This is a genomic window from Pseudomonas sp. SBB6, from assembly GCF_024213215.1.
Lineage (GTDB): Bacteria > Pseudomonadota > Gammaproteobacteria > Pseudomonadales > Pseudomonadaceae > Aquipseudomonas > Aquipseudomonas donghuensis.
On sequence record NZ_JANAVH010000018.1, the window covers coordinates 1 to 25,225 of the forward strand.

Sequence of the window (25,225 nt, forward strand, 5' to 3'; positions counted from 1 at the left end):
GCTTGAAATGCTCTGAGTACTTGCTCATAACTCCCCCAAGGGTTGGATTGGTGTCCAACTTCTTGGGGGCAGTCCAGGTCAGGTGTACACAGTCCAGTGTGGGAGCCGGCCTTGCCGGCGATGGGCTGCGCAGCAGCCCCAATACCCTGATCACATCCTTTTGACACGCCAGCGACAATTCCCCACCTAGACTTTCCTTGGCAAGCGGAGAGTCTGAACATGCGGCGGTATTGGCTGGTAGTAGCGCTAATGGGTGTACTTGCGGGTTGCCAGACAACCCACGAGCAACTGATCAATCAGGGTTATCCACCGGCCTACGCCGATGGTTTCCAGGACGGTTGCAGCAGCGGTCGCCAGGCCGCCGGGGTGATGGCCGGGGATTTTCGCAAGGACGTGCCGCGCTACCTGCACAACCGTCAGTACGAGTCCGGCTGGGACGATGGCTTTCGCCAGTGCCACGCCATGCAGGAGAACCAGGAGCTGCAGGAATACCGCGCCCGACACTGGGATGACCGCGACGAGCAGTGGCAGGAAGAAAAGGATCGGGATGCCGCGCGCGCCTATCGACGCAAGTAGGTCGCAATCGGACATCCGATGCAACCACCGGGCTGTCAGCATGGTCTCCCATGAAAGGAGGCCCTCATGAGCCGAGCATTCGTCAACGAAGACCAGGCCGCCGCCCAGGCCAGCCAGCCGGTGGAACGCCGGATCAGCGAGCAGCCCAACCACGTTACTGCCCGCGGCCTGACCCTGCTGCAACAACGGCTCGCCGAGCTGAACAGCTTGCGCAGCGAACTCCTGAGCCAGGGCGATCAGGCTGACCAGCAGCGCCTGGCCGAAATCGAACGCGACCTGCGCTACTTCAGCGCCCGGGTGCAAAGCGCCCAGGTCGTCGCCCCCGCCACTTCCCATGAAAAGGTGCAGATCGGCAGCCGGGTACTGTTCGTCGATGAGCAGGGCCAGCAGCATCAGGTGCAACTGGTCGGTGAAGACCAGGCCTATGCCGCCAGCGGCCTGATCAACTGGGGTTCACCTCTGGGCCGGGCGTTGCTGGGAGCCGCGCCCGGTGATGAGGTGCTGTGGCGACGACCGGCAGGGGATGTGCGAATCGAGATCGTCGCCATCGAGCCGGAAGCTTAAACCACGCCCTGGGCCAGCATGGCATCGGCAACCTTGACGAAGCCGGCGATGTTGGCGCCCTTCACGTAGTTGATCCGGCCGTTCTCTTCGCCGTAGTGCACGCAGGCATGGTGGATCGATTGCATGATGTTGTGCAGCTTGCTGTCCACTTCACCGGCGGTCCACAACAGGCGCATGGCGTTCTGCGACATCTCCAGGCCACTGACGGCCACGCCACCGGCGTTGGAGGCCTTGCCCGGAGCGAAGAGGATGCCGGCTTCGATGAAGATATCCACAGCTTCGAGGGTGGTCGGCATGTTGGCGCCCTCGGCCACGCAGATACAGCCGTTGCGCAGCAGGGTGCGGGCGTCTTCAGCGTCCAGTTCGTTCTGGGTCGCGCATGGCAGGGCGATGTCGCAGGCCAGGGTCCAGGGGCGCTGGCCCTTGCGGAACTCCAGGCCAAAACGTTCGGCCAGCTCGCTGATCCGGCCACGCTTGACGTTTTTCAGCTCCATCAGCGCATCCCACTGCTCATCGCTCATGCCGGCTTCGCAGTACAGGGTGCCTTCGGAGTCGGACAACGAGATCACCTTGCCGCCCAGGTCCATGACCTTGCGCGCGGCATACTGGGCAACGTTACCGGAGCCGGAAATGGCCACCCGGCGTCCGTCGATGCGCAGGTCCTGGCGCTTGAGCATCTCTTCGGCGAAGTACACGCAGCCGTAGCCGGTGGCTTCCGGGCGGATCAGGCTGCCGCCATAGGTCATGCCCTTGCCGGTCAGCACCGAAGTGAACTGGTTGGCCAGGCGCTTGTACTGGCCGAACAGGAAACCGATCTCGCGGGCACCGACGCCGATGTCACCGGCCGGCACGTCGAGGTCGGCGCCGATGTGGCGGTACAACTCGCTCATGAACGCCTGACAGAAGCGCATGACCTCGGCATCGCTCTTGCCCTTCGGATCGAAGTCCGAGCCACCCTTGCCGCCGCCCATGGGCAGCGAGGTCAGGGAGTTCTTGAACACCTGCTCGAAAGCCAGGAACTTCAGCACCCCGAGGTTCACCGAGGGGTGGAAACGCAGGCCGCCCTTGTACGGGCCGATGGCACTGCTCATCTGGATGCGGTAGCCGCGGTTGACCTGGACCTTGCCCTGGTCATCGACCCACGACACGCGGAACAGGACCGCCCGCTCCGGCTCGACCATACGCTCGAGGATACCGGCCTGCAGGTAATGAGGATTGGCTTCGAGGAACGGCCAGAGGCTGCGCAGCACCTCTTCGACGGCCTGATGGAACTCAGGCTGGGCCGGGTCGCGTTGCTTGAGGCGAGCGAGAAAATCTTCGACAGATTCGATCATGTAGACATTCACCAGATGGAGTGAGCTTATTGGTTTTTTCCCCGACTTTACCAAGAAGCCACCGCACCGCAACAGGGCGAAATGTCGTTTTTATGAAATTAAATGGTGCAATTGTATAAGTGTATACAAGTTGGACAGCTTCGCGGGGCAAGCCCGCTCCTACAGAGCTGCAGTAAATTTCGGACAAAAAAAACGGGACCCGAAGGCCCCGTTCCAGTGCACACCCCTAAGGGTTATGCCAGTTTTTTGTGCCGTACCCGGTGCGGCTGTGCAGCGGCTTCGCCCAGGCGCTTCTTGCGATCGGCTTCGTACTCGGTGTAGTTGCCTTCGAAGAACACCGCCTGCGAATCGTCTTCGTAAGCGAGGATGTGGGTGGCCACACGGTCCAGGAACCAGCGATCGTGAGAGATCACGATGGCGGCGCCCGGGAAGTCCAGCAGGGCTTCCTCCAGCGAACGCAGGGTTTCGACGTCGAGGTCGTTGGACGGTTCGTCGAGCAGCAGGACGTTGGCGCCCTCTTTCAGGGTCAGGGCCAGGTGCAGACGACCGCGCTCACCACCGGAGAGGTCCTTGACGAACTTCTGCTGATCGCCGCCCTTGAAGTTGAAACGGCCCACGTAGGTGCGCGACGGAATCTCGTAGGTGCCGATGCGCAGTTGGTCGGAGCCGTCGGAGATCTGCTGGAACACGGTCTTGTTGCCGTCGAGGTCTTCGCGGCTCTGGTCAACGCAAGCCAGTTGCACGGTTTCACCGATCTCGATGCTGCCCGAGTCCGGTTGTTCCTTGCCCATCAGCATGCGGAACAGGGTCGATTTACCGGCACCGTTGCCACCGATCACGCCGACGATGGCGCCTTTTGGCATGGCGAACGACAGGTTGTCGATCAGCACGCGATCGCCATAGCCCTTGCTGACGTTCTTGAACTCGATGACCTTGTCACCCAGGCGTGGACCGGCCGGGATGTAGATCTCGTTGGTCTCGCTGCGCTTCTGGAATTCCTGCGACTGCATTTCTTCGAAGCGTTGCAGACGGGCCTTGGATTTGGACTGACGGGCCTTGGCGCCTTTGCGCACCCACTCCAGTTCTTCCTTCATGGCCTTTTCGTGGGCCGACTGCTGCTTGGATTCCTGGGCCAGACGATCGGACTTGGCTTCCAGCCAGCCCGAATAGTTGCCTTCGTACGGAATACCGGCGCCGCGGTCGAGTTCGAGGATCCAGCCGGCGACGTTGTCGAGGAAGTAACGGTCGTGGGTAATGGCAACCACGGTGCCCGGGAAGTCGTGGAGGAAATGCTCCAGCCAAGCGACGGAATCGGCATCCAGGTGGTTGGTCGGTTCGTCGAGCAGGAGCATGTCAGGGGCCGACAGCAGCAGACGGCACAGGGCCACACGGCGCTTCTCACCACCGGACAGGTGCTCGACCTTGGCTTCCCAGACCGGCAGGCGCAGGGCGTCGGCGGCCACTTCCAGCTGACGCTCGAGGTTGTGGCCATCGCTGGCCTGGAGGATGGCTTCAAGCTTGGCCTGTTCGGCGGCCAGCTTGTCGAAGTCGGCATCCGGCTCGGCGTAGGCGGCGTAGACTTCGTCCAGGCGGGCCTGGGCGTCCTTGATCACACTGACCGCTTCCTCGACCACTTCACGCACGGTCTTGGACGGGTCCAGCTGGGGCTCCTGCGGCAGGTAGCCGATGTTCAGTTCGGGCATCGGACGGGCTTCGCCGTCGAACTCGGTGTCTACACCCGCCATGATTTTCAGCAGGGTGGATTTACCCGAGCCGTTGAGGCCGAGCACGCCGATCTTGGCGCCGGGGAAAAACGACAGGGAGATGTTCTTCAGGATTTCCCGCTTCGGCGGGACAACCTTGCCCAGCCGATGCATGGTATAGACGTATTGAGCCATGGATAAACCTAGCGTCAGAGACGAAAAAATAAGGACGATACAGATGAAGGGAGCCGTAGCCCCCAGGAAAGGGCCAAAGCTACCGTAATGCGCCGGGTTGGGCAAACCGCCGACGAACAGGGCTGGCACTTTGCCACGTTTGCGGGCATGCTAGCCGCCCTTCGGGCGTCCGGCTTATAGTGCGCAACCGGAGCCGTCGCCAGGAACGCGGCACTTGCCAACCAGCAGCTCTAAACCTGCCATCCAGCCATACCGCAGGATCAACGTTTGACCAATCTCTCTCAGCCGTCATCCCTGCGCAAGCCGGCCACTGCGTCAGGCTCGCCGCTGCGCGGTTCATTGAAAGGCGCGCTGGCCCTGTTGGTGCTGTTGCTGCTCGGCCTGCTGCTGTGGCAGTTGATTGCCCAGTTCCGTCATACCCAGGCTGACCAATATCAGCAGAGCTTGAACGCCAGTGCCGAGCTCGCCGATCACATGAGCCTGAACATGGCGCTCAAGGCCCAGGTGGCGCTCAATCAGTTCCAGCAATACCGCGTGTCGCCTGGCCCGGAACACCTGCCAAAGGTCATCGCCCAGTTGCGTCAGCAACAGCCGAACCTGCTCAGTGTCGCCTGGATCGGCGCCGACGGCAGTCTACAGGCCGACAGCCTGAACGCCAGCCCCGATTACCAGGCGCTGGACGAGCTGCTGCGGCTGAACCAGGGGCGCGACTACTATTACAGCAACAGCGCCGATAACCAGCAGGTCTACCTGTTGCTGCGCCAGCCGGGCGAAGCGCCCAGCGGCTACTGGTTCCTGCGCCTGGCGCCGAGTTACTACAGCGACTTGACCACCCACCTGGACCGGCCCAACCACCCCTTATGGTTGCTGGAAAACAGCCGTACCGGCGACATCATCAACCGCCATCAACCGACTCCCGGCAGCGATGAGCCGCTGCAAAGCGTGATGCTGGCGTTTCTCGACAACAGCACCTGGCAACTGCGCGGCCTGTTCGATGCAGGCCTTGCCCGCCAGCAACTGTTGCCGGCACTGATCGGCAAATGCGTACTGGGGCTGTTCTGCGCGCTGATACCGCTGCTGGCCTTGATCAACATGCGCCGCCGGCATCGCCTGCTGCAGGAAAGCCGCCGGCGCTACCACGACATTTTCGAAGGTACCGGGGTCGCTCTGTGCGTGCTCGACCTCTCCGGCCTGCCCGGTCAGCTCGAGCGTTATCGCCTGCGCAGCCGCCCGGCCCTGGAACAGCGCCTGGCGTTCGACCAGCCTTTGCGCCGGGTGCTGCTGCAAGAGCTGAAAGTCACCGAAGTCAATCAGGTGGCCTTGCAACTGCTCGGCGTCAATTGCTGTGACAGTGCCTGGCAGCGCCTGGTCGAAGGTTCGCTGACCGGCAACGACGGTATCGGCGTCCAGCTGCTCGGGGCGATCCTCGACAACCAGCAACAGCTGGAACTGGAGATGCGCCTGCCGGCGGCGGATGGCGAGGACCTGCACCTGTGGCTGATGGTGCGCTTCCCGCAGCAACGCCGTGATTACCAGGCGGTGATCCTCAGCATCAGCGATATCACCAGCCGCAAGCAGGTCGAGCTGTCGCTGCTCGAACGCGAAAGCTTCTGGTCGGACGTGGTGCGCACCGTGCCTGACCAGCTGTACGTGCAGGATGTGCAAAGCCAGCTGATGATCTTCAGCAACCGCAACCTCGGCCAGACCCTGGGCTACAGCCGCGCGGAGCTGGCGAAGATGGGCGATCATTTTTGGGAGTTGCTGCTGCACCCGGACGATGCCCAGCTGTACCGGCAACTGCGTCAGCAACAGCGCCACTCGGGTTATGTCGAGCAACTGCATTGCCAGCTGCGTTTGCGCCACCACGACCAGTGCTGGCGCCGCTTCGACATCCGCGAACAGGCCCTGACCCGCAACAACGCAGGTTGCGTGACACGGATCATCGGCGTCGGCAAGGACGTTACCGAGCAGATCGAGGCCAGCGAATCCCTGCGCGACAGCGAACAACGCTACCGCATGCTCGCTGAAAGCATCAGCGACGTGATCTTCTCCACCGACAGCCAACTGCAGCTGAACTACGTCAGCCCGTCGATCCAGGCGGTGCTGGGCTTTGAAGTGGAGTGGATCATCGAACACGGCTGGCATTCGACCATCGCCAACCCGGCCCAGCTCACCGGCATCTACAGCCTGGTCGAGCGGGTCAACAAGGCCATCGGCGACCCCGAACAGCTGGAGCAGTTGCGCACCCAGTTGCCGACCCAGCTGTTTTTGTTCGACTGCCTGCGCGCCGATGGCCGCAAGATTCCGATCGAGCTGCGCCTGGTGCTGGTCTGGGATGACCAGGAGCGCTTCGAGGGTATCCTTGGCGTCGGCCGCGACATCAGCCAGCAACGCCGCGCCGAGAAAGACCTGCGCATGGCCGCCACGGTATTCGAGCACTCGACCTCGGCGATCCTCATCACCGACCCGGCCGGTTACATCGTCCAGGCCAACGAAGCCTTCAGCCGCGTCAGTGGCTACGCCGTGGCCGATGTACTGGACCAGTTACCAAGCCTGTTGACCGTCGATGAGCACCAGGATGCCCACTTGCGCTACGTGCTCAAGCAGCTGCACCAGCGCGGCACCTGGGAAGGCGAAGTGTGGCTCAAGCGCCGCAACGGTGAACACTACCCGGCCTGGGTCGGCATCACCGCGGTGCTCGACGATGAAGGCGACCTGGCCAGCTACGTGTGTTTCTTTACCGACATCAGCGAGCGCAAGGCCAGTGAACAGCGCATCCACCGCCTGGCCTACTACGATGCCCTGACCCACCTGCCCAACCGCACCCTGTTCCAGGACCGCCTGCACACGGCCCTGCAGCAAGCCGATCGGCACAAGGCCTGGGTGGTGCTGATGTTCCTCGACCTCGACCGTTTCAAGCCGATCAACGACTCCCTCGGCCACGCCGCGGGCGACCGCATGCTCAAGGACATGGCCGAGCGCCTGCTCGACTGCGTCGATGACGACGACACCGTGGCGCGCATGGGCGGCGATGAATTCACCTTGCTGCTGCAACCGCGCGCCACCCGGGAAATGGCCTTGAACCGTGCCATTCACGTGGCCGAACAGATTCTCGGCAGCCTGGTGCGGCCGTTCGTGCTGGAGAACCGCGAGTTCTTCGTCACCGCCAGTATCGGCATCGCCCTCAGCCCGCAGGATGGCAGCGAGCTCAGCCAGCTGATGAAGAACGCCGACACCGCCATGTACCACGCCAAGGAGCGCGGCAAGAACAATTTCCAGTTCTACCAGGCCGACATGAACGCCAGTGCCCTGGAGCGCCTGGAGCTGGAAAGCGACCTGCGCCACGCCCTGGAGCAGAACGAATTCATCCTTTATTACCAACCGCAGTTCAGCGGCGACGGCAAGCGCCTGACCGGCGCCGAGGCGCTGCTGCGCTGGCGTCATCCGCGGCGCGGGCTGGTACCGCCAGGGGACTTCATCCCGGTGATCGAGGAGCTCGGCCTGGTGGTCGATGTCGGCGATTGGGTGCTCAAGGAGGCCAGCCGCCAGCTCAAGGCCTGGCACCAGGCCAAGGTGCGGGTGCCGAAGGTCTCGGTGAACATCTCGGCGCGTCAGTTCTCCGACGGCCAGTTGGGCGAACGCATCGCCACCATCCTCAAGGAAACCGGCCTGCCGCCGGCGTGCCTGGAGCTGGAGCTGACCGAAAGTATCCTGATGCGCGAGGTCAACGAGGCCATGGTGATCCTCGACAGCTTGAAGAACCTCGGCCTGAGCATCGCGGTCGACGACTTCGGTACCGGCTATTCGTCGCTCAACTACCTCAAGCAGTTCCCCATCGACGTGCTGAAGATCGACCGCACCTTCGTTGACGGCCTGCCCGAGGGTGAACAGGATGCGCAGATTGCCCGGGCGATCATCGCCATGGCCCACAGCCTGAACCTGGCGGTGATCGCCGAGGGTGTGGAAACCCACGAGCAGTTGGAGTTCCTCCGTGAGCACGGCTGTGACGAGGTGCAGGGTTACCTGTTCGGGCGGCCGATGCCGGCGCATCAGTTCGAGGCGCAATTCAGCAACGAAACGCTGTTCATGTTCGAGTAGCCCCATCGCGGGTCAAGCCCGCTCCCACAGGGTAAGAGGTCTCTGTGGGAGCGGGCTTGACCCGCGATGAATTCACCACCTATCTCAGAATGAAGCCCACTTGTCTGCGACATGATGCCCTTTCATATGCCAGACAAAAGCCGATGAGGTAGAATGCCCGCCTATTTCAGCACGATCCTTGAGGACCGCCATGTTCAGCCGTGATTTGACCATTGCCAAGTACGACGCCGATCTCTTTGCCGCCATGGAGCAAGAAGCTCAGCGCCAGGAAGAACATATCGAGCTGATCGCCTCGGAAAACTACACAAGCCCCGCTGTCATGGAAGCCCAAGGCTCGGTGCTGACCAACAAGTACGCCGAAGGCTATCCGGGCAAGCGCTATTACGGCGGTTGCGAATACGTCGACGTGGTCGAGCAACTGGCCATCGACCGTGCCAAGGAACTGTTCGGCGCCGATTACGCCAACGTCCAGCCGCACGCAGGTTCGCAAGCCAACAGCGCCGTCTACCTGGCCCTGCTGTCGGCCGGTGACACCATCCTGGGCATGAGCCTGGCCCACGGTGGTCACCTGACCCACGGCGCCAACGTCAGCTCCTCGGGCAAACTGTACAACGCCATCCAGTACGGCATCGACGCCAACGGCCTGATCGACTACGACGAAGTCGAGCGCCTGGCGCTCGAGCACAAGCCGAAGATGATCGTTGCCGGCTTCTCGGCCTACTCGCAGATCCTCGATTTCCCACGCTTCCGCGAAATTGCCGACAAGGTCGGTGCCTACCTGTTCGTCGACATGGCCCACGTTGCCGGCCTGGTCGCTGCAGGCGTGTACCCGAACCCGGTGCCATTCGCCGACGTGGTCACCACCACTACCCACAAGACCCTGCGCGGTCCACGTGGTGGCCTGATCCTCGCCCGCGCCAACGCCGAGATCGAGAAGAAGCTGAACTCCGCGGTATTCCCGGGCGCCCAGGGCGGCCCACTGGAGCACGTGATCGCCGCCAAGGCCATCTGCTTCAAGGAAGCACTGCAGCCTGAGTTCAAGGCCTACCAGCAACAAGTGGTGAAGAACGCCCAGGCCATGGCCGGTGTGTTCATCGAACGCGGTTACGACGTGGTTTCCGGCGGTACCCAGAACCACCTGTTCCTGCTGTCGCTGATCAAGCAGGAAATCTCCGGTAAAGACGCCGACGCCGCCCTGGGTCGCGCCTTCATCACCGTCAACAAGAACTCGGTTCCAAACGACCCACGTTCGCCGTTCGTCACCTCCGGCCTGCGCTTCGGCACCCCGGCCGTGACCACTCGTGGCTTCAAAGAGGCCGAGTGTAAAGAACTGGCTGGCTGGATCTGCGACATCCTCGCAGACCTGAACAACGAAGCGGTGATCGACGCCGTTCGCGAGAAGGTCAAGGCCATCTGCGCCAAGCTGCCGGTATACGGCAAGTAAGCACAGCGTCATGATGTGAAAAAGCCCGGCTCTTGAGCCGGGCTTTTTTATTGAGCATGCAGCAAACCTGTGGGAGCTGGCCTTGCCAGCGATGAGGCCCTCAAGACTGGCTCAAAGCCTCAAACCCTTCGCGAATCTTCGCCTCCGGCAAATCGTCGGCAATGAACACCATCACACTCTCGCGCGCTTCCCCCTCTGCCCACTCGGTATCCCAGTCAAAGCCATAAAGCTTGAGCACGCCCTGGAACACCAGGCGCCGCTCCTCCCCGGCAATGTTCAGCACGCCCTTGTAGCGCAACAGCTGCTTGCCGTGCTCCTCCAGCAACTGGTTCATGAAGTCGCTGAGGCGATCAATGTCCAGCGGCGAATCAGTGCGCAACACCAGGCTGGAGATTCGATCCGGCGTCGCCGTCTGCCCGGCCGGGCGCAGACGCAAACCGCCGCCCAGGTCGGCATTGAGGTTGAAACCGCGGACATCGAGCAGCTCGGCCAGATCGATCTTGCCGTTGTCCACTACCCGAATCGGCGCGCGGCGGTTGATCCGCCCCAGGCGCTCGCTCAGTGCCTGGAAGCTGGCGGCGTCGACCAGGTCGGTCTTGCTCACCAGCAGGCGGTCGGCAAAACCGACCTGTGCCTGGGCGATGGTCTGGGTCAGGTGCAGGTCGGCGTGCGCGGCATCGACCAGGGTGATGATGCCGTCGAGGATATAGCGCTCGCGCAGCTCTTCGTCGATGAAGAAGGTTTGCGCCACCGGCGCCGGGTCGGCAAGGCCCGTGCACTCGATCACCAGACGGTCGAAGGCGATCTCGCCGCTGTCCAGGCGCTCGAGCAGCAGGAACAGCGCCTTGGTCAGGTCGGTGTGGATGCTACAGCACACGCAGCCGTTGGCCAGGGTCATGACCTGCACCGGTTCATCACCCAGCAGTTGGGTATCGATACCGGCGTCGCTGAATTCGTTTTCGATGACGGCGATCTTCAGGCCGTGCTCGGCCTTGAGCAGGTGGCGCAACAAGGTGGTCTTGCCGGCGCCGAGAAAGCCGCTGAGCACGGTAACGGGAATTGGAGGTAACAAACCGAATACTCCTGAACGCTGAAAATGACTGTGGGAGCCCGGCGCAAACCGGGCTCCCACAGCTTTGTCACAAGCCTTGCGTGCCGTCTTTCAACAGCACTTGGGCCCACCCTTGCCGCCGTAACGAGCCTCCTGGCGTTCGCGGAAGAACTCCTCGTAGGTCATTACCGGTTTGTCCGGGTGCTTGGTCTGCATATGCTCGACGTAGTTGTCGTAGTCGGGCATGCCGACCATCAGGCGGGCTGCCTGCCCCAGGTACTTACCCAGTCGACCGAGATCGTTGAACATCACTGCATTCCTCTTGGGTTACGCATCCGGCAGGGCCTGGAACGGGGACTCTTTGTCAGTCCGCTCTTTTTTGCCCAGGGCAGCGATGCCGACCTTGAGGGCGAAGAACAGAATGCTGAAGACCACGAACAGGAACAGGCCGGTCAGGGCCGCGTTGGTGTAGGCGTTGAAGATCACGTGCTGCATCTGGCCGATGTCCTTGGCCGGGGCCAGCACCTGCCCGGCGTCGAGCGCCGCGCTGTACTTGTTGGCCAGGGCCAGGAAGCCGACTGCCGGGTTAGGGTCGAACAGCTTGATGAAACCGGCAGTGGTGGTGCAGATCAGCAGCCAGACCGCAGGCACCAGGGTGACCCACATGTAGCGTTGGCGCTTCATCTTGATCAGCACCACGGTGCCGAGCATCAGGGCGATACCGGCGAGCATCTGGTTGGAGATGCCGAACAGCGGCCACAAGGTGTTGATGCCGCCCAGCGGATCGATCACGCCCTGGTACAGCAGGTAACCCCAGAGCGCCACGCAACCGGCGGTGGCGAGCAGGTTGGCGCCCCACGATTCGGTGCGTTTGAGCGCAGGTACGAAGCTGCCCAGCAGGTCCTGAAGCATGAAGCGTCCGGCACGGGTACCGGCGTCCACCGCGGTGAGGATGAACAGCGCCTCGAACAGGATCGCGAAGTGGTACCAGAAAGCCATGGTGTTCTCACCCGGCAGCACCTGGTGGAGGATCTGCGCGATCCCCACCGCCAGGGTCGGCGCACCGCCGGCGCGAGCCAGGATGGTGTGCTCGCCGATGTCCTTGGCTACCGCCTCAAGGGCATCCGGGGTAATGGCAAAGCCCCAGCTACTGACGGTTTGCGCAACCGAGACAACATCAGAACCGACCACTGCGGCCGGGCTGTTCATGGCGAAGTACACGCCTGGCTCGATCACCGAGGCGGCAACCATGGCCATGATCGCCACGAACGACTCCATGAGCATGCCGCCGTAACCGATGTAACGGGCGTTGACTTCGTTATCCAGCAGTTTCGGCGTGGTCCCCGAGGAGATCAGCGCGTGGAAGCCCGACACCGCGCCGCAGGCGATGGTGATGAACAGGAACGGGAACAGGGTGCCTTTCCAGACCGGGCCGGTACCGTCGGTGAACTGGGTCAACGCCGGCATTTTCAGCTCGGGAGCGATGATCAGGATACCGATGGCCAGGCCGACGATGGTGCCGATCTTGAGAAAGGTCGACAGGTAGTCACGCGGTGCCAGCACCAGCCATACCGGCAGTACGGCGGCAACGAAACCGTAGCCCACCAGCATCCAGGTGATCTGCACGCCAGTGAAGGTGAACGCCGGGCCCCAGACCGGGTCGGCGGCAACCTGGCCCCCCAGCCAGATCGACAACAACAGCAGCACCACGCCAATCAGCGAAATCTCGCCGATATGGCCCGGGCGGATGTAGCGCATGTAGATGCCCATGAACATCGCGATCGGGATCGTCGCCATCACCGTGAACATGCCCCATGGGCTCTCGGCCAGGGCCTTGACCACGATCAGCGCCAGCACCGCAAGGATGATGATCATGATCAGGAAGCAGCCGAACAGGGCAATGGTGCCCGGAATCCGGCCCATCTCTTCGCGGACCATGTCGCCCAGCGAGCGGCCGTTGCGGCGGGTGGAGAGGAACAGGATCATGAAGTCCTGCACTGCACCAGCCAGCACCACCCCGGCAATCAGCCAGAGCGTGCCCGGCAGGTAACCCATCTGCGCCGCCAGTACAGGACCGACCAAGGGGCCGGCACCGGCAATCGCGGCGAAGTGGTGACCGAAAAGAATGTGTTTGTTGGTCGGCACGTAGTCCAGACCGTCGTTGTTAAGCACCGCCGGAGTGGCCCGACGTGGGTCCAGCTGCATCACCTTGGTGGCGATGAACAGGCTGTAGTAGCGATAGGCGACCAGGTAGATGGCCACCGAAGCGACGACAATCCACAAGGCGTTGATGGCCTCGCCACGACGCAGGGCGACCACACCCAGCGCACAGGCTCCTATGACTGCCAGCGCCAACCACGGAATGTGGCGTAGCAGGCTATTATTGTTGTTCATGGTTTGCTTCCAGCTAGTGGATAAAAGACAGCCTTTCGAGTCTAGCGATACTGGCAGGAAAGGCCAGCCCCCACGTTGGTCTAGAGCCCTCCAGCGTGGGTTGGACAAACCTCGTTATGCGCCCTTGCGCGGGCCTTGGCAAGTGCTGAGCTATAGTCAGGAAGAACCCCGGAGTGCCTGAACATGAGCGACCCCCAAGAACGTCGACGTTTCCAGCGAGTAGCCTTCGATAGCCCCACCGAACTGCGTCAGGGCGATCGATACTGGCCGGTCGAGCTGATTGACCTGTCCCTCAAGGGCTTGCTGATCAAGTGCCCAGAACCTTGGGACCCCGACCTGACCCAGGACTTCGAGGCCCTTGTCCACCTGGGGGAGCAAGTAACCCTATGGATGCAGGTGGAACTGCGCCATGAAGAAGGCAATCGACTGGGTTTTGTTTGCCTGCGTACTGATATCGATTCATCGTGCCATTTGCGCCGTTTGGTGGAACTCAACCTGGCCGACAACCCCGAAATGATGCGTGAACTGCGGGAACTGATCGAAGATTAGAATCTGTTAGCACCCTAACTACCAGCCTCCCCCTTGCTTTTCTGTCCATCTGGACAGCTTTTTCAACCTCCCTGTCATTTCTCACGCAGCCTTGCGAGGGCTGCTCGCAGCTGTTGGAACGATCCCTGCATCCAGCCCTGAAGCCAAACCAGAGGTAGGACTGTTCCTACGTAAATCTAAAAATTGTATACAATTGTTCTGGCATTAACGCGCAGGACTTGTCTACAGTAGCGCCACAACAATAAAACTGAGAACTTGCCCCATGAATACGTCCTCCCCTAGCACGTCTTCAGCCCAGCGTCCCGAAGACGAGAACCTGGGCCTTGGCGCCAACCTGGCTTATGGCCTGCAGCATGTTCTGACCATGTACGGCGGTATCGTCGCCGTGCCTCTGATCCTCGGCCAGGCAGCCGGCCTGGGCCCCGCCGATATCGGCCTGCTGATCGCCGCGTCGCTGTTTGCCGGCGGCCTGGCAACCCTGCTGCAAACCCTCGGCCTGCCGTGGTTCGGTTGCCAGTTGCCGCTGGTGCAAGGGGTGTCGTTCGCCGGTGTGGCGACCATGGGCGCGATCCTCAGCAGTGAAGGCGGTGGCGGCTTGCCCGGGGTATTGGGCGCGGTCATGGCGGCGTCGCTGATCGGTTTTCTGATTACCCCGGTGTTCTCGCGGATCACCAAGTACTTCCCGCCGCTGGTCACCGGCATCGTCATCACCACCATCGGCCTGACCCTGATGCCAGTGGCCGCACGCTGGGTCATGGGAGGCAACAGCAAGGCGCCGGATTTCGGCAGCATGGCCAACATCGGCCTGGCTGGCCTGACCTTCGTCATCGTCCTGGTCCTGAGCAAGCTGGGTAGCGCGACCATCTCGCGACTGTCGATCCTGCTGGCCATGGTCATCGGCACCCTGATCGCCTGGTCGCTGGGCATGGCTGACTTCAGCAAAGTCCTCGACGGCCCGCTGGTGGCGATGCCGACGCCGTTCCACTTCGGCATGCCGACCTTCCACATCGCCGCCATCCTGTCGATGTGCATCGTGATCATGGTGACCCTGGTGGAAACCTCGGCGGACATCCTCGCCGTCGGCGAAATCATCGACACCAAGGTCGATTCCAAACGCCTGGGCAATGGCCTGCGCGCCGACATGGCCTCGAGCATCCTGGCGCCGATCTTCGGCTCCTTCACCCAGAGCGCATTCGCCCAGAACGTCGGCCTGGTGGCCGTGACCGGGGTCAAGAGCCGCTACGTGGTGGCCACTGGCGGGGTGATCCTGGTGGTGCTCGGCCTGCTGCCGATCATGGGCCGGGTGATTGCCGCGGTGCCGACCTCGGTACTGGGTGGCGCCGGCATCGTGCTGTTCGGCACCGTTGCCGCCAGCGGCATCCGCACCTTGTCCAAGGTCAGCTACAAGAACAACGTCAACCTGATCATCGTTGCCGCCTCCCTGGGCTTCGGCATGATCCCGATTGCCGCACCGAACTTCTACGCGCAGTTCCCCAACTGGTTCGAGACCATCTTCCACTCCGGCATCAGCTCGGCAGCGATCATGGCGATCGTGCTCAACCTGGTGTTCAACCACTTCACCGCCGGCAACTCCGACCAGCAATCGGTATTCGCCGCCGCCTACGAACGCACCCTCCACTACTCGGACATTTCCGCCCTGCGCGATGGTGACTACTTCGAAGACGGCAAGCTGTTCAACGCCGAAGGCAAGGAGGTACCGGTAATGAGCGAGGGCGAGCATGGAGAGCCGCCGGCGCGACGAGAGGCGATTTCGGAGCACTGATTGGGTTGCGCTTGATTCAACAGGGCCGGTGCTTATGCACCGGCCTTTTCTATTGAGCCGTTATTGATGCGCCGATGACAGCTGCTGGGTAATGAATCCCTCGGCGGTCAGCGCACGGATAACCCCACGCAAAAGGTAGCTGTGGGAAAAGCCCAAGGTGTATTGGCGGGCATTGGGCTTGATCGGGACCAGCATGCCGCGCTCAACCAGTTTCTTGATCTGATACGTACGTTGAGGGCCATTCAGTCCCGGCATCGCGGCTGCCAGGTCACTCGACCTGGCAATTGCGCTGTCACTATCGAGCAGCAACCGGAGTACTCCGTACTCAAGCTCGGTAAGCAACGCCCGTTCGCGAGCATGGCCCAGTGCTGGAGACAGAATGGCCTGTTTCAAATAACGGTAATCCAATAATCGATCAAGCTTCCTGAGTTCGTCCAGAATGCCCCGCAGAACATACTCGCACCACCGCTCCAGCCCTTCGACCGTACCGGCATCCGCTTGGGCAAGCATTTCGTAATAGCGTTCGCGGTCATTGCAAAACACTGCGGTCGGGTTGAGCAAACGCCCACCTGCGGCGACGTTGAATCCATATTTGATCGACATCACATAGGTCAATAACCGCACCACGCGGCCATTGCCATTGCTGAACGGGTGAATCCAACCGAATCGATGATGAGCGATGGCAACCTTCATCAGATCGTACTTTTGTGGATCCCTGCGATTGATGAAAGCAACCAGCTCTTCCATGTAACCTTGGACCTGCACCGGATCGGGCGGGAGATGGTTCGACTGGGCGATACGCACCTGTCCAGTGCGGAAACTGCCAGGGGTTCGGTCCCCTTCCCTGTCGAGGTCGTCAACGGTAATGGCATGCAACTCTCGCAGCAGATGCAAACCGACGTCATCCGCCTCATTGAAATGGTCCTCGACAAAAGTCATGGCTTTTTCGATATTGGATATTTCGCGAAGCTGGTCCGATGCGGAGTCAGTCCCCTCCACTTTGCTTTCGACATAGTCCGCAAGTGTCGTGTGGTTACCTTCGATACGTGCCGAACCCAAGCTCTCTAGAAGGTGGAAAATGCTCTTGAGCTGGAAGAACAGACTGGAAGGTGTGGTGCCAGCAAGCCGATAGCGACGTAAGTGCTCAAGCTCCGTCAAGACATCCACCAATGGCGAGTCGAAGGAAGGGTTAAGCAGTGCCAGTTCGTGGCGCTTGAAAGTCGGCATGTCGAATCATCTCAAGAGCACTTCTTCAGTAAGTCAAAAAATAGCACATGAAAGCCCTGTAAATTCTGGGTTTTATAAGAAAGCGCTTAAGCAATTATGTCAAAACACGGCGAGTAGCCAAGTCAAACGCTTGGTTACTGCAAGTCAAATGGCAAGCTGAACTCAGCCTGCAGCCAAATCCCCCGGGCCGCTGGCAAAGTAGCCATTCAGTTGCTGCAAATCCTGCGGTTCCAGCACCCCAGCCAGATAACGCAGCTGCAACCAGGCGCGCAGGTAATCGTAGCGCGCCTGCGCCAGGTCGCGGCGGGCGCTGTACAACTGCTGTTCGGCATCGAGCACGTCGAGGTTGACCCGCTCGCCACCGGCCACGCTTTTGCGCGTGGCCGTGATCAAGCCGCTGGCTGACTTGACCGCCAACTCATAGGCGCGGATCTTCGCCGTACTGCTGGCGCAGAGGTTGAACTGCTTGCGCAACTGATTGAGCGTGTCGGCAATCTGCCCATCCAGGCTGAAGCGCGCACTGTCGCGCTCGGCAGCCGCCTGGCGGGTGGACGCCGACACCCCGCCGCCGGCGAACAGCGGCAGGCTGACCTGGATGCCGATGCTGTCGGTGTCATAGCGCTGGTCGTAGCTGCTTTCGGAGCTGGAGCTGGATTTGCCGGTGCTGGCATAGGCGCTCAGGGTCGGCAGGTGGCCGGCGCGCTGACGCTCGACGGCATAGTCGGCGGCTACCAGGGCGTGACGCTGGGACGCCAGCTCGGCGTTGTGGGCCACGGCCAGGTCGCGCCAGCTTTCGAAGCGCAGTGGCTGCAAGGGTTGAACGCGGAAATCGCCATTCAATGGCGCCAGGTCGGCGACCTCCAGCGGCTCGCCGATGATCGCCTGCAGCGTACGCAGGGCAGCATCGAGGTTGTCGCTGGCTTCGATCTCTTGCGCCTGGGCCAACTCATAGCGCGCCTGGGTTTCCAGCAGGTCGGTACGGGTGCCCTCGCCGCCCTTGAGCAAGCGCCGATTCAGTTGCAATTGCTCGGCATAGGCACGGCGCTGGGCCTGGGCCAGGGCGATCTGCTCGTTGGCGAACAGCGCTTCGCTGTAGGCGGCGAACACCCGCACCGCCAGCTCCTGGCTACGGCTACGAAAACGTTCGTCCGCCAACAACGCCTTGGCCACACCCTGGCGGTACTCGGCCCAGGCGCCGTAGTCGAACAGCGGCTGCTGCAAGGTCAGCGTCGAGGTGTAGCTGCGGTAGTCACGCTGGCTGGTGACGTTGCCACGGGCGTTGGTCTGGGTCACTTCGGAATCGTTGCGGGCATTGTTGTAGCGGTAGGACAGGTTCGGCAGCAGCGCCGCCCGGCCGATGGCGCGGTGCTCAAGGCCGGCATCGCGTTCGGCGATGGCGGCATGGAAGGCCGGATCGTTGCGCAGGGCCAAGGCATAGGCATCGCCCAGATCCACCGCAGCGGCCGACAGGCTGGTGCCCAACAACAGCAGGCATGACCACACTCGCATCGACATCATTCCTCCGCCAGGGCGACATGCACCCGGTCGGTCAACGGCTTGAACAGGTAATTGAGCAGCGAGCGCTCGCCGGTACGCACGAAGGCTTCCACCGGCATGCCGGGGCGGATGTCCTGGCCGGCCAGTTGCTGCAAACCGGCGTCACTGACCTTGGCGCGCACCTGGTAGTAGGGCTGCTGGGTTTTCTCATCGACCAGGCGGTCGGCCGAGACCAGCGTCAGCTCACCCTCGACCCGTGGCGTTTTGCTCTGGTTGAAGGCGACGAACATGATCTCCACCGGCAACCCCGGATGCAGGCGGTCGACCAGCTCCACCGGCGCACGGGCATCGATCAGCAACGGCGCATCGCTGGGAACGATCTCCATCAGTTGCTGACCGCGGGCAATCACCCCGCCATTGGTGAACACGCTCAGGCCCACCACCGTGCCGCTGGCCGGGGCGCGCAGCTGGGTGTTGGCCAGTTCGAAGGCGGCACTGCGCAGGCGGTTGCCGAGGTCTTCGGCGCTGGACTGCATCTCGCTCAACTGCTGGCCGACTTCGCGCTGGTACTCCTGTTGCCGCTGGGCCATGCGCAGTTTCAGCTCCAGAACCTGGCGGCGGGTACGGCCGATATTGCCCAGGTCCTCCGAAATCGCGCCGTTGATCTGCGCGTACAGGCGCTCGCTGTCGAGCAGCCGGTTGCGTGCAATGTAACCGTCACGGGCCAGTTCACGCAGGCCCTGCAGTTGTTCATCAAGCGCAGCACGTTGTTCCTGCTTGTGGCTCATCGAGCCCTGCACACCGGCCAGCATGGCCTCGGCGCCGGCGATGTTCTCACGCAGGCCGGCCAGTTCCATGTCCAGCGACTGGCGCCGGCTGTTACGCAACTGGCGCTGCAGTTCCAGGGCGGTGGCCACCCAGGGTTCGGCCGCCAGGGCCTGCAACTCGGCCGGGAAGGTGATCGATGCCAGCCCGTCACGCTCGGCTTGCAGGCGCGCTTCACTGGCCCGGGCGTTAACGTACTGAACCCTTAACGAATCATGCTGGGCCTGAGCCTGGGTGGCGTCCATCTGCACCAGCACCTGCCCGGCACTGACACTGTCGCCGTCGCGCACCAGCAGGCGTTCGATGGTGCCGCCCGTGGGATGCTGCACAGCCTGGCGACTGCCGGCGACCACCACGTTGCCCGAAACCGGCACGCCCTTGTCCAGCGGTGCCAAGGCGGCCCAGAGGATGAACCCGCCAAAGCCGCCGATCACCAGCCAGCGGCCCAAACGGCTGTGGCGGCGGGCATCGAGGGTCAGCAGGTTGTCGGGAATGGCATGCGCGTGAAGCGACTGAGGGGCGGTCATGATCAGGATCTCGGGGTGCCGTAGCTCATGCTGACGCTGGCCGCGCTGCGTAGCGCCGGGGTGGGGGTGGGAATGCCGGCCGGCTTATGGCTGCGCTGCAGGTCCTGCAACACCCGCGCGGTCGGACCGAAGGCCTGCATCTGGCCGTTCTGCAGTACCAGCAACTTATCCACAGCCGCCAGCAGGCTGGATTTGTGGGTAATCAGGATCAACGTGCACTGCTGCGCCTTGACCTGCTTGATAGCTTCAAGCAAAGCGCGCTCGCCAACATCATCCAGGTTGGAATTGGGTTCATCGAGCACGATCAGCGCCGGCAGGCCGTACAACGCCCGGGCCAGGCCGATGCGCTGGCGCTGGCCACCGGACAGCCCTGCTCCGCCTTCACCCAACTGGGTGTCATAAGCGTTGGGCAGTTTCAGGATCAGCTCGTGCACACCGGCCCGTTGCGCGGCGGCCACCACCTGTTGCGAGTCGACCGCGCCCAGGCGGGCGATGTTCTCGGCAATGCTCCCGGCGAACAACTGCACGTCTTGCGGCAAGTAACCGATGTGGGTGCCGAGCAGGCCCTTGTCCCAGTGCTGCAGCTCGGCGCCATCCAGGCGCACCTTGCCGGCAGCCGGCAAGGCAGCACCGACCAGCAAACGCGCCAGCGTCGACTTGCCCGAGCCGGACGCGCCAATGATCCCCAGGCTGTCGCCGGCCGCCAGCTCGAAACCGAGATTGACCAGGCACGGCTTGCGCGTGCCCGGCTGCATCGCACTGAGCTGCTCCACCAGCAAGCACCCGCTCGGTGCCGGCAACGGCATGCCGGCCGCACGCGGCGGTTGCTCGCTGAGCAAGCTGTACAACCGCTCATAGGCCTGGCGTGCCGAACCCCACTGGCGCCACACGGCAATCAGCTGGTCGATTGGCGCCAGCACCCGGGCCATGAGAATGGAGCCGGCGATCATCATCCCCGGGGTGATCAGTTGCTCGATCGCCAGCCATGCGCCCAGGCCCAGTACCAGCGATTGCAGGGCCAGGCGCAGGCTCTTGGACACTGCGGTGATCGCTGCAGTGCGTTCGCTGCCGAGGTTCTGGCGCAGGAGAAAACCGTGGTGCAACCTGGCCCAGCGCTGACGCACCGCCGCCAGCATGCCCATCGCCTCCATGACTTCGGCATTACGCAGGTTGGCGCCAGCCTGCTGTCCGGCCTGCTGCGACAACTGCCCGGCTTCGGCGAACGGCGCCTGGGTCAGGCGCTCGTTGACCCAGGCGAGGATCGTCAACAGCACGGCGCCAACCAGCGCCATCAACCCCAGCCAGGGGCTGAACAGGAACATCACCAGCAGGTACACCGGGAACCACGGCGCATCGAAAAAGGCGAACAGCGCCTGGCCGGTGGCGAACTGGCGCAAGGTGGTCAGGTCGCTGAGCACCTGGGTCGCCGCGCCCTTGTGGCCGGCCAGGCTGGCCTGATAGGCGGCCTCGAACACGCGCGGGTTGAGGCGCATGTCCATCTGCGTGCCGAGACGGATCACCACCAGGCTGCGCACCCATTCCAGCAGGCCCATGAAGGCAAACAGGCCCAGCACCATCAGGCTGAGCATCAGCAGGGTCATCGCGTTGCCCGAAGACAGTACCCGGTCGTAGACCTGCAGCATGTACAGCGCTGGCGCCAGCATCAGCAGGTTGATCACCGCAGTGAACAGGCCGATGTTGGCAAAGCCGGCGCGGCAGGCCTTGAGCGCCTGCAACACTTCGTTCGCAGGGCGGGAGCGGGTTGCTTTCATGAAGGACCTCAACAGGGCGAGCCCGCGGGCGGTTGACCTCGCCGGCGCAGGCTCGCAGAATTCGCACCACCGCCGCCTGGGCCCGGCAAAGACGCAGGCGGCGGGGTAAGCCAGCAGCGAATGGAGGAGTGATCTTCCATTCGCTTTTTTTTGCCTGGGGTCAGGCGGCCAGGGCAAAGTCCTCGGCCAGGGCTTGAACGCCCACCACATCAGCCGAGGCGACACTCAGCGGGCCACTGGCCAGGGCAGCGCTGATGGCGTCGAAGGTGTCGTCGGTGGATACGCCGTAACCGGCCAGCAGGTTGTCCAGCACGCCTTCCAGGGCCGAGGTGTTGCCCTGCATCAGGCCGTAGATCACGCTCTGCACTTCGTTGCCGGCGCGACCGGCGCCCAGCGCCGCCTCCAGGTCCAGGCCATTGAACGTGACCACTTCTTCGGCCAGGGTGAAGTTGCTGCCATTGCCGCCACCGAGCTTGTAACCCAGCGAAACGCTGTCCACTTCGCCCCACAGGTAGTGGTTCATGTTGCTGCTGGCCGGTTGGCCCGGGTTGAACACATAGTGCAGGCCGTTGGTGGTATCGCTGCTGGCTACGAAGGCGTAGTCGGAACCATTGGCACCGTGGGTCGCATACTGCTCGCCATTGAAGCCGCCTTTGTTGAAACCGCCGGTGTTGCTGTAGCCATGACCTGCGGTGGCGAAACCGGCCGCCCAGGTGGCCAGGTAATCGTCAACGGTGTAGGAGGCGTACGCTGCATCGTAAGAAACGGAAAGGCTCATGTCTCATCCTCTAAATAGTTGAGGGTTGTGGTTCGAAGGCGTGTTCCATGCCTTCGGTGTTGCCCGGTATGGGCAATTCGGTCAGAACTTGTACTCGAGCATCCCGGTCAGGGTCCGGCCACGGGCCAGGGACAGGTTGTTGCTGTCGCCCATGGCCACGAAGTAGGCCTGGTCGGTGAGGTTTTCCAGGCTTAGGGCCAGGTTCAGCTGCGGGGTCATCCAGTAGCTGCCGTACAGGTCGTAGACCTTGTACTGCGGCCACAGGGCCTGATCGAGGTAGGAGTAGTTGTGGGTGTCCAGGTTGGTGCCGTTACCTTTGCTGTAACGCAGGCGGGCACCGACATCGAGCTGGTTGTCGAGAAAACGCAAACCGACGGTGAGCGAGCCGCGATCAGCCGGCATGTAGGTGGCGTTACCCATGATGTCGCCGCAGCGGCTGTAGTTGTTGAGTTCTGCATTGTCGAACGCCTCGCTCACCGGCACCCGCCGCATGATGATGCGATTGCCGACCTTGAGCGGGCGCAGCACTGTGCCCACGCGCTTGAGATCCTTGGCACCCCCCAGGTAGAACTGCGGCGAGCAGAACTCGTTGCTGCCGATCATGTGGGTGTAGCTGAGCTTGCTGTAGAACCGTCCGGCGTCGTAATCCACGGCGTATTCCACGCCACGGAACTGGGTCTGCTGCTGGTTGTTCTGGTACGCCATGCGTCCGGTCGAGGTGCCTGCTGCGGTCAGGCCCGGCACATCGACGTTGATATCGAGGAACGAGAAGTTGTCGATCCGGGTGTCGAAGTAAGCGACCTTCATGCCCAGCCGATCGCCTTCACGGAACAACGACTCCTTGAAGATGTTCACCCCCAGCTCCCAGTCGTGGGAGCGTTCGGCTTGCAGGAACGGGTTGGGGTAGACCATCTCGGCGCCACCGCCGCCGTGGGGACGGCCGGACATGAACACTTCGGTGACCGAGGGTGGCCGCCAGCCACGGCCCCAACGGGTGTACAGCTGCAGCCAGTCGACACCCGGCTTGACGGCAATGCCGAAGGTCGGCGAGAAGCGCCCTTCTTCCTGTTCCTCGTCAAACAGCAGGTGCGTCGCCGGCTTGCCCAGATCGGCCTCAAACGGTCCGTCCGGGTACATCCACACGGTCATGCCGGTTTCCCCCGTGAGCCGGTAGCGGTCATAGCGCAGGCCGGCATCCAGGGTCAGCCAGTTGCCGTGTTCGTACTGCATTTGCCCGAACAGGCTGGCCATGACGCGCTTGCCGCCCGGCGTCGACCCCTGGACGTAGGGGTAGGCTTCTTCGTTGCTGGCCGGCACGCGATCGGTGCGCGGTTTGAATTTGTCCTGGAACAGCTCGGTGCCGTAGTCGAACGTCAGCTTGTCGCTCGCCCCCAAGTAGAAGCGCGAGGTGTTCTGCAACTGCAGGCCCCAGGTATCGGTCTGGAAGCGATCGCTGTAGGCCGCATAGTAGTTACCGCTTTGCGAGCTGGCATTGTTGCCGGCATTCCAGCGATCCTGGCGGGTGCTGACGAAATAGAGCTTGGCCCTGAAATCGATCAGGTCGCTGTCGGGGCTGAAGCTGTAGTCGAGGGCGACGTTCTTGGCATTGATGTCGTTGCTGCCGGAGCGCTGGTAGAAGTACTGGTCCTCGGTGTCGTTGAGCCAGGTCCAGGCATCCTTGCTGTCGGTGTCGGTCTCCATGTAGCTCAACTGCACGCGCTGATCCTGGGGCAGGTTCAGGCCCAGTTTGATCATCTGCGAACGGGTGACGCTGCCCATGTCTTCGACTTCACCTTTGAGCCAGTCGTCCCAGGCGGCGGGAAACTGGTTCTTCAGGCGAATCTCGGTGCCGAGGTTGTCTTCATTGTTGCTGCCCGCCCGGTAGTTGCCGAAATGGCGCTCACTGACGCCGAGCAAGACATCGCCGACTTCATTGCCGAACGCGAACAGCGCACTGCCATTGAAGTACGTGCCGTTACCCAGTTCACCGATACCGTGACCGACGCGCAGGCGGCCGCCGTATTCCTTGCCGGCACCGAGAAACTCGCTGGCCTGCACGGTGTTGAAACTGGCAATGCCACCGATGACCCCGGCGCCGCCCATGCCTGAACGCGAACCTTTTTCGATCTCGACACTGCTGATGAACTCCGGGTCGACGAACATCACCCCGTTGCGCTGCTGGTGACCGTTGACGTTGAAGTTCTGGCGCATACCGTCGATGTTCATGTTGACCCGGCCGTAGTCCTGCACGCCGCGGATGTTCACCGACAGGCCCGGGTCGCGCTGGTTGACGGCGGTGTAGACGCCGGCGGTTTCTTCGAGCATGTCGGCGGCATGGCGCGGCGGGCGCTTGTCGATCTGCTCGCGGGTGATGACGCTGACCGAACGGGGAGTCTGATAAACCCAATCGGCATCGCTGTTCGAATCGACATGCGTGGCGCCCAGCTCCAGCGTCTGGCCGTCGTCGCTCACCCGCTCCAGGCCGACCCGGTCGGTGCCGCTAAAGCGATAGCGCACGGGCGAGCCACGCAACAACAAGCCAAGCCCTTCCTGTGCCGAATGCTCGCCGCGCAAGCCTTCACTGCGCAGGCCTGCCAGCTTGCGGCTGTCGAAGAACACCTGCACCCCGGCCTGTTCGGCGAAGGCCAGTACGGCGCTGTCCAGGGCCTGGGCGGGAATGTCGAAGTGGATCAGCGCGGTGCGCTGGCTGGGCGTCGCGGGCTCGGCCGCCTGGACGCTGCCAATCCCCATCGGCAAGGTCCAGGCGCCCAGCATCAGGCTGCTGGCAAGGGCTACCCGACCGAGCGGCCGGATGCGTCGTTGGTGTGGATTGCTCACTTTTGTTGCTCGCTGTGTTGGCGTTTTCTAGTAATGAAAATCAATCTCAACAAACAGACGTGCAACGCGG

At 62.4% G+C, this 25,225-nt stretch carries 17 protein-coding genes; 6 read left to right on the top strand and 11 right to left on the bottom strand.

The window, feature by feature from the left end:
* Positions 1-219: 219 nt before the first annotated feature.
* Positions 220-576 carry a hypothetical protein gene (locus NLX68_RS24815; protein WP_254286245.1) on the top strand — a complete coding sequence of 119 codons (357 nt, stop codon included), beginning with the start codon at positions 220-222 and terminating at the stop codon, positions 574-576.
* A gap of 66 nt (positions 577-642) precedes the next feature.
* A complete protein-coding gene (locus NLX68_RS24820) occupies positions 643-1,140 on the top strand; it encodes a GreA/GreB family elongation factor (RefSeq protein WP_254286246.1) in 498 nt (165 codons plus the stop codon).
* Here NLX68_RS24820 and gdhA read toward each other — a convergent pair.
* Complete coding sequence (gdhA, locus tag NLX68_RS24825) at positions 1,137-2,474, bottom strand: NADP-specific glutamate dehydrogenase (protein WP_010226392.1); 1,338 nt, start codon at positions 2,472-2,474, stop codon at positions 1,137-1,139. The genes NLX68_RS24820 and gdhA overlap by 4 nt on opposite strands.
* Before the next feature lie 233 nt (positions 2,475-2,707).
* Complete coding sequence (gene ettA / locus NLX68_RS24830; protein ID WP_254286247.1) at positions 2,708-4,372, bottom strand: energy-dependent translational throttle protein EttA; 1,665 nt, start codon at positions 4,370-4,372, stop codon at positions 2,708-2,710.
* Between the two features lie 267 nt (positions 4,373-4,639).
* Between ettA and NLX68_RS24835 the strand changes: the two genes are divergently transcribed.
* Together NLX68_RS24835 and glyA are read left to right on the top strand one after the other, a co-directional pair.
* Positions 4,640-8,470 carry an EAL domain-containing protein gene (locus NLX68_RS24835; RefSeq protein WP_254286248.1) on the top strand — a complete coding sequence of 1,277 codons (3,831 nt, stop codon included), beginning with the start codon at positions 4,640-4,642 and terminating at the stop codon, positions 8,468-8,470.
* A gap of 190 nt (positions 8,471-8,660) precedes the next feature.
* On the top strand, positions 8,661-9,914 hold the full coding sequence (gene glyA, locus NLX68_RS24840; protein ID WP_254286249.1) for a serine hydroxymethyltransferase: 1,254 nt from the start codon (positions 8,661-8,663) through the stop codon (positions 9,912-9,914).
* A gap of 100 nt (positions 9,915-10,014) precedes the next feature.
* Here the strand turns inward: glyA and yjiA are convergent, their stop codons facing one another.
* From yjiA to NLX68_RS24855, 3 genes are all read right to left on the bottom strand, one after another.
* Positions 10,015-10,986, bottom strand: a complete 972-nt coding sequence (gene yjiA / locus NLX68_RS24845) for a GTPase (protein WP_254286250.1) — start codon at positions 10,984-10,986, stop codon at positions 10,015-10,017.
* A 90-nt stretch (positions 10,987-11,076) separates the two neighbouring features.
* The gene (locus NLX68_RS24850; RefSeq protein WP_010226397.1) at positions 11,077-11,274 is read right to left on the bottom strand and encodes a YbdD/YjiX family protein; all 198 of its coding nucleotides are present in this window, start codon (positions 11,272-11,274) and stop codon (positions 11,077-11,079) included.
* A gap of 18 nt (positions 11,275-11,292) precedes the next feature.
* Positions 11,293-13,359, bottom strand: a complete 2,067-nt coding sequence (locus tag NLX68_RS24855) for a carbon starvation CstA family protein (protein ID WP_254286251.1) — start codon at positions 13,357-13,359, stop codon at positions 11,293-11,295.
* A gap of 183 nt (positions 13,360-13,542) precedes the next feature.
* Here NLX68_RS24855 and NLX68_RS24860 point away from each other — a divergent pair, with 183 nt between their 5' ends.
* Both NLX68_RS24860 and NLX68_RS24865 read left to right on the top strand, forming a co-directional pair.
* Positions 13,543-13,908, top strand: a complete 366-nt coding sequence (locus NLX68_RS24860) for a PilZ domain-containing protein (protein WP_010226401.1) — start codon at positions 13,543-13,545, stop codon at positions 13,906-13,908.
* A gap of 262 nt (positions 13,909-14,170) precedes the next feature.
* Complete coding sequence (locus NLX68_RS24865) at positions 14,171-15,691, top strand: nucleobase:cation symporter-2 family protein (RefSeq protein ID WP_254286252.1); 1,521 nt, start codon at positions 14,171-14,173, stop codon at positions 15,689-15,691.
* Positions 15,692-15,751: 60 nt separating this feature from the next.
* On the opposite strand, the gene NLX68_RS24870 is transcribed toward NLX68_RS24865, so the two are convergent.
* The 6 genes from NLX68_RS24870 to NLX68_RS24895 all read right to left on the bottom strand — a co-directional run bounded on the left by NLX68_RS24870 (position 15,752) and on the right by NLX68_RS24895 (position 25,068).
* The gene (locus NLX68_RS24870; protein ID WP_254286253.1) at positions 15,752-16,918 is read right to left on the bottom strand and encodes a Fic family protein; all 1,167 of its coding nucleotides are present in this window, start codon (positions 16,916-16,918) and stop codon (positions 15,752-15,754) included.
* 162 nt (positions 16,919-17,080) lie between these two features.
* Complete coding sequence (locus tag NLX68_RS24875; RefSeq protein WP_254286254.1) at positions 17,081-18,427, bottom strand: TolC family outer membrane protein; 1,347 nt, start codon at positions 18,425-18,427, stop codon at positions 17,081-17,083.
* Between the two features lie 5 nt (positions 18,428-18,432).
* Entirely contained in the window at positions 18,433-19,767 is a 1,335-nt protein-coding gene (locus NLX68_RS24880) for an HlyD family type I secretion periplasmic adaptor subunit (protein WP_254286255.1), read from the bottom strand.
* 2 nt (positions 19,768-19,769) lie between these two features.
* Positions 19,770-21,539 carry a type I secretion system permease/ATPase gene (locus NLX68_RS24885; RefSeq protein WP_254286256.1) on the bottom strand — a complete coding sequence of 590 codons (1,770 nt, stop codon included), beginning with the start codon at positions 21,537-21,539 and terminating at the stop codon, positions 19,770-19,772.
* 160 nt (positions 21,540-21,699) lie between these two features.
* The gene (locus NLX68_RS24890) at positions 21,700-22,317 is read right to left on the bottom strand and encodes a heme acquisition protein HasA (RefSeq protein WP_254286257.1); all 618 of its coding nucleotides are present in this window, start codon (positions 22,315-22,317) and stop codon (positions 21,700-21,702) included.
* Between the two features lie 81 nt (positions 22,318-22,398).
* Positions 22,399-25,068: a TonB-dependent receptor gene (locus tag NLX68_RS24895; protein WP_254286300.1), complete on the bottom strand. Its 2,670-nt coding sequence runs from the start codon at positions 25,066-25,068 to the stop codon at positions 22,399-22,401.
* Positions 25,069-25,225 lie beyond the last annotated feature (157 nt).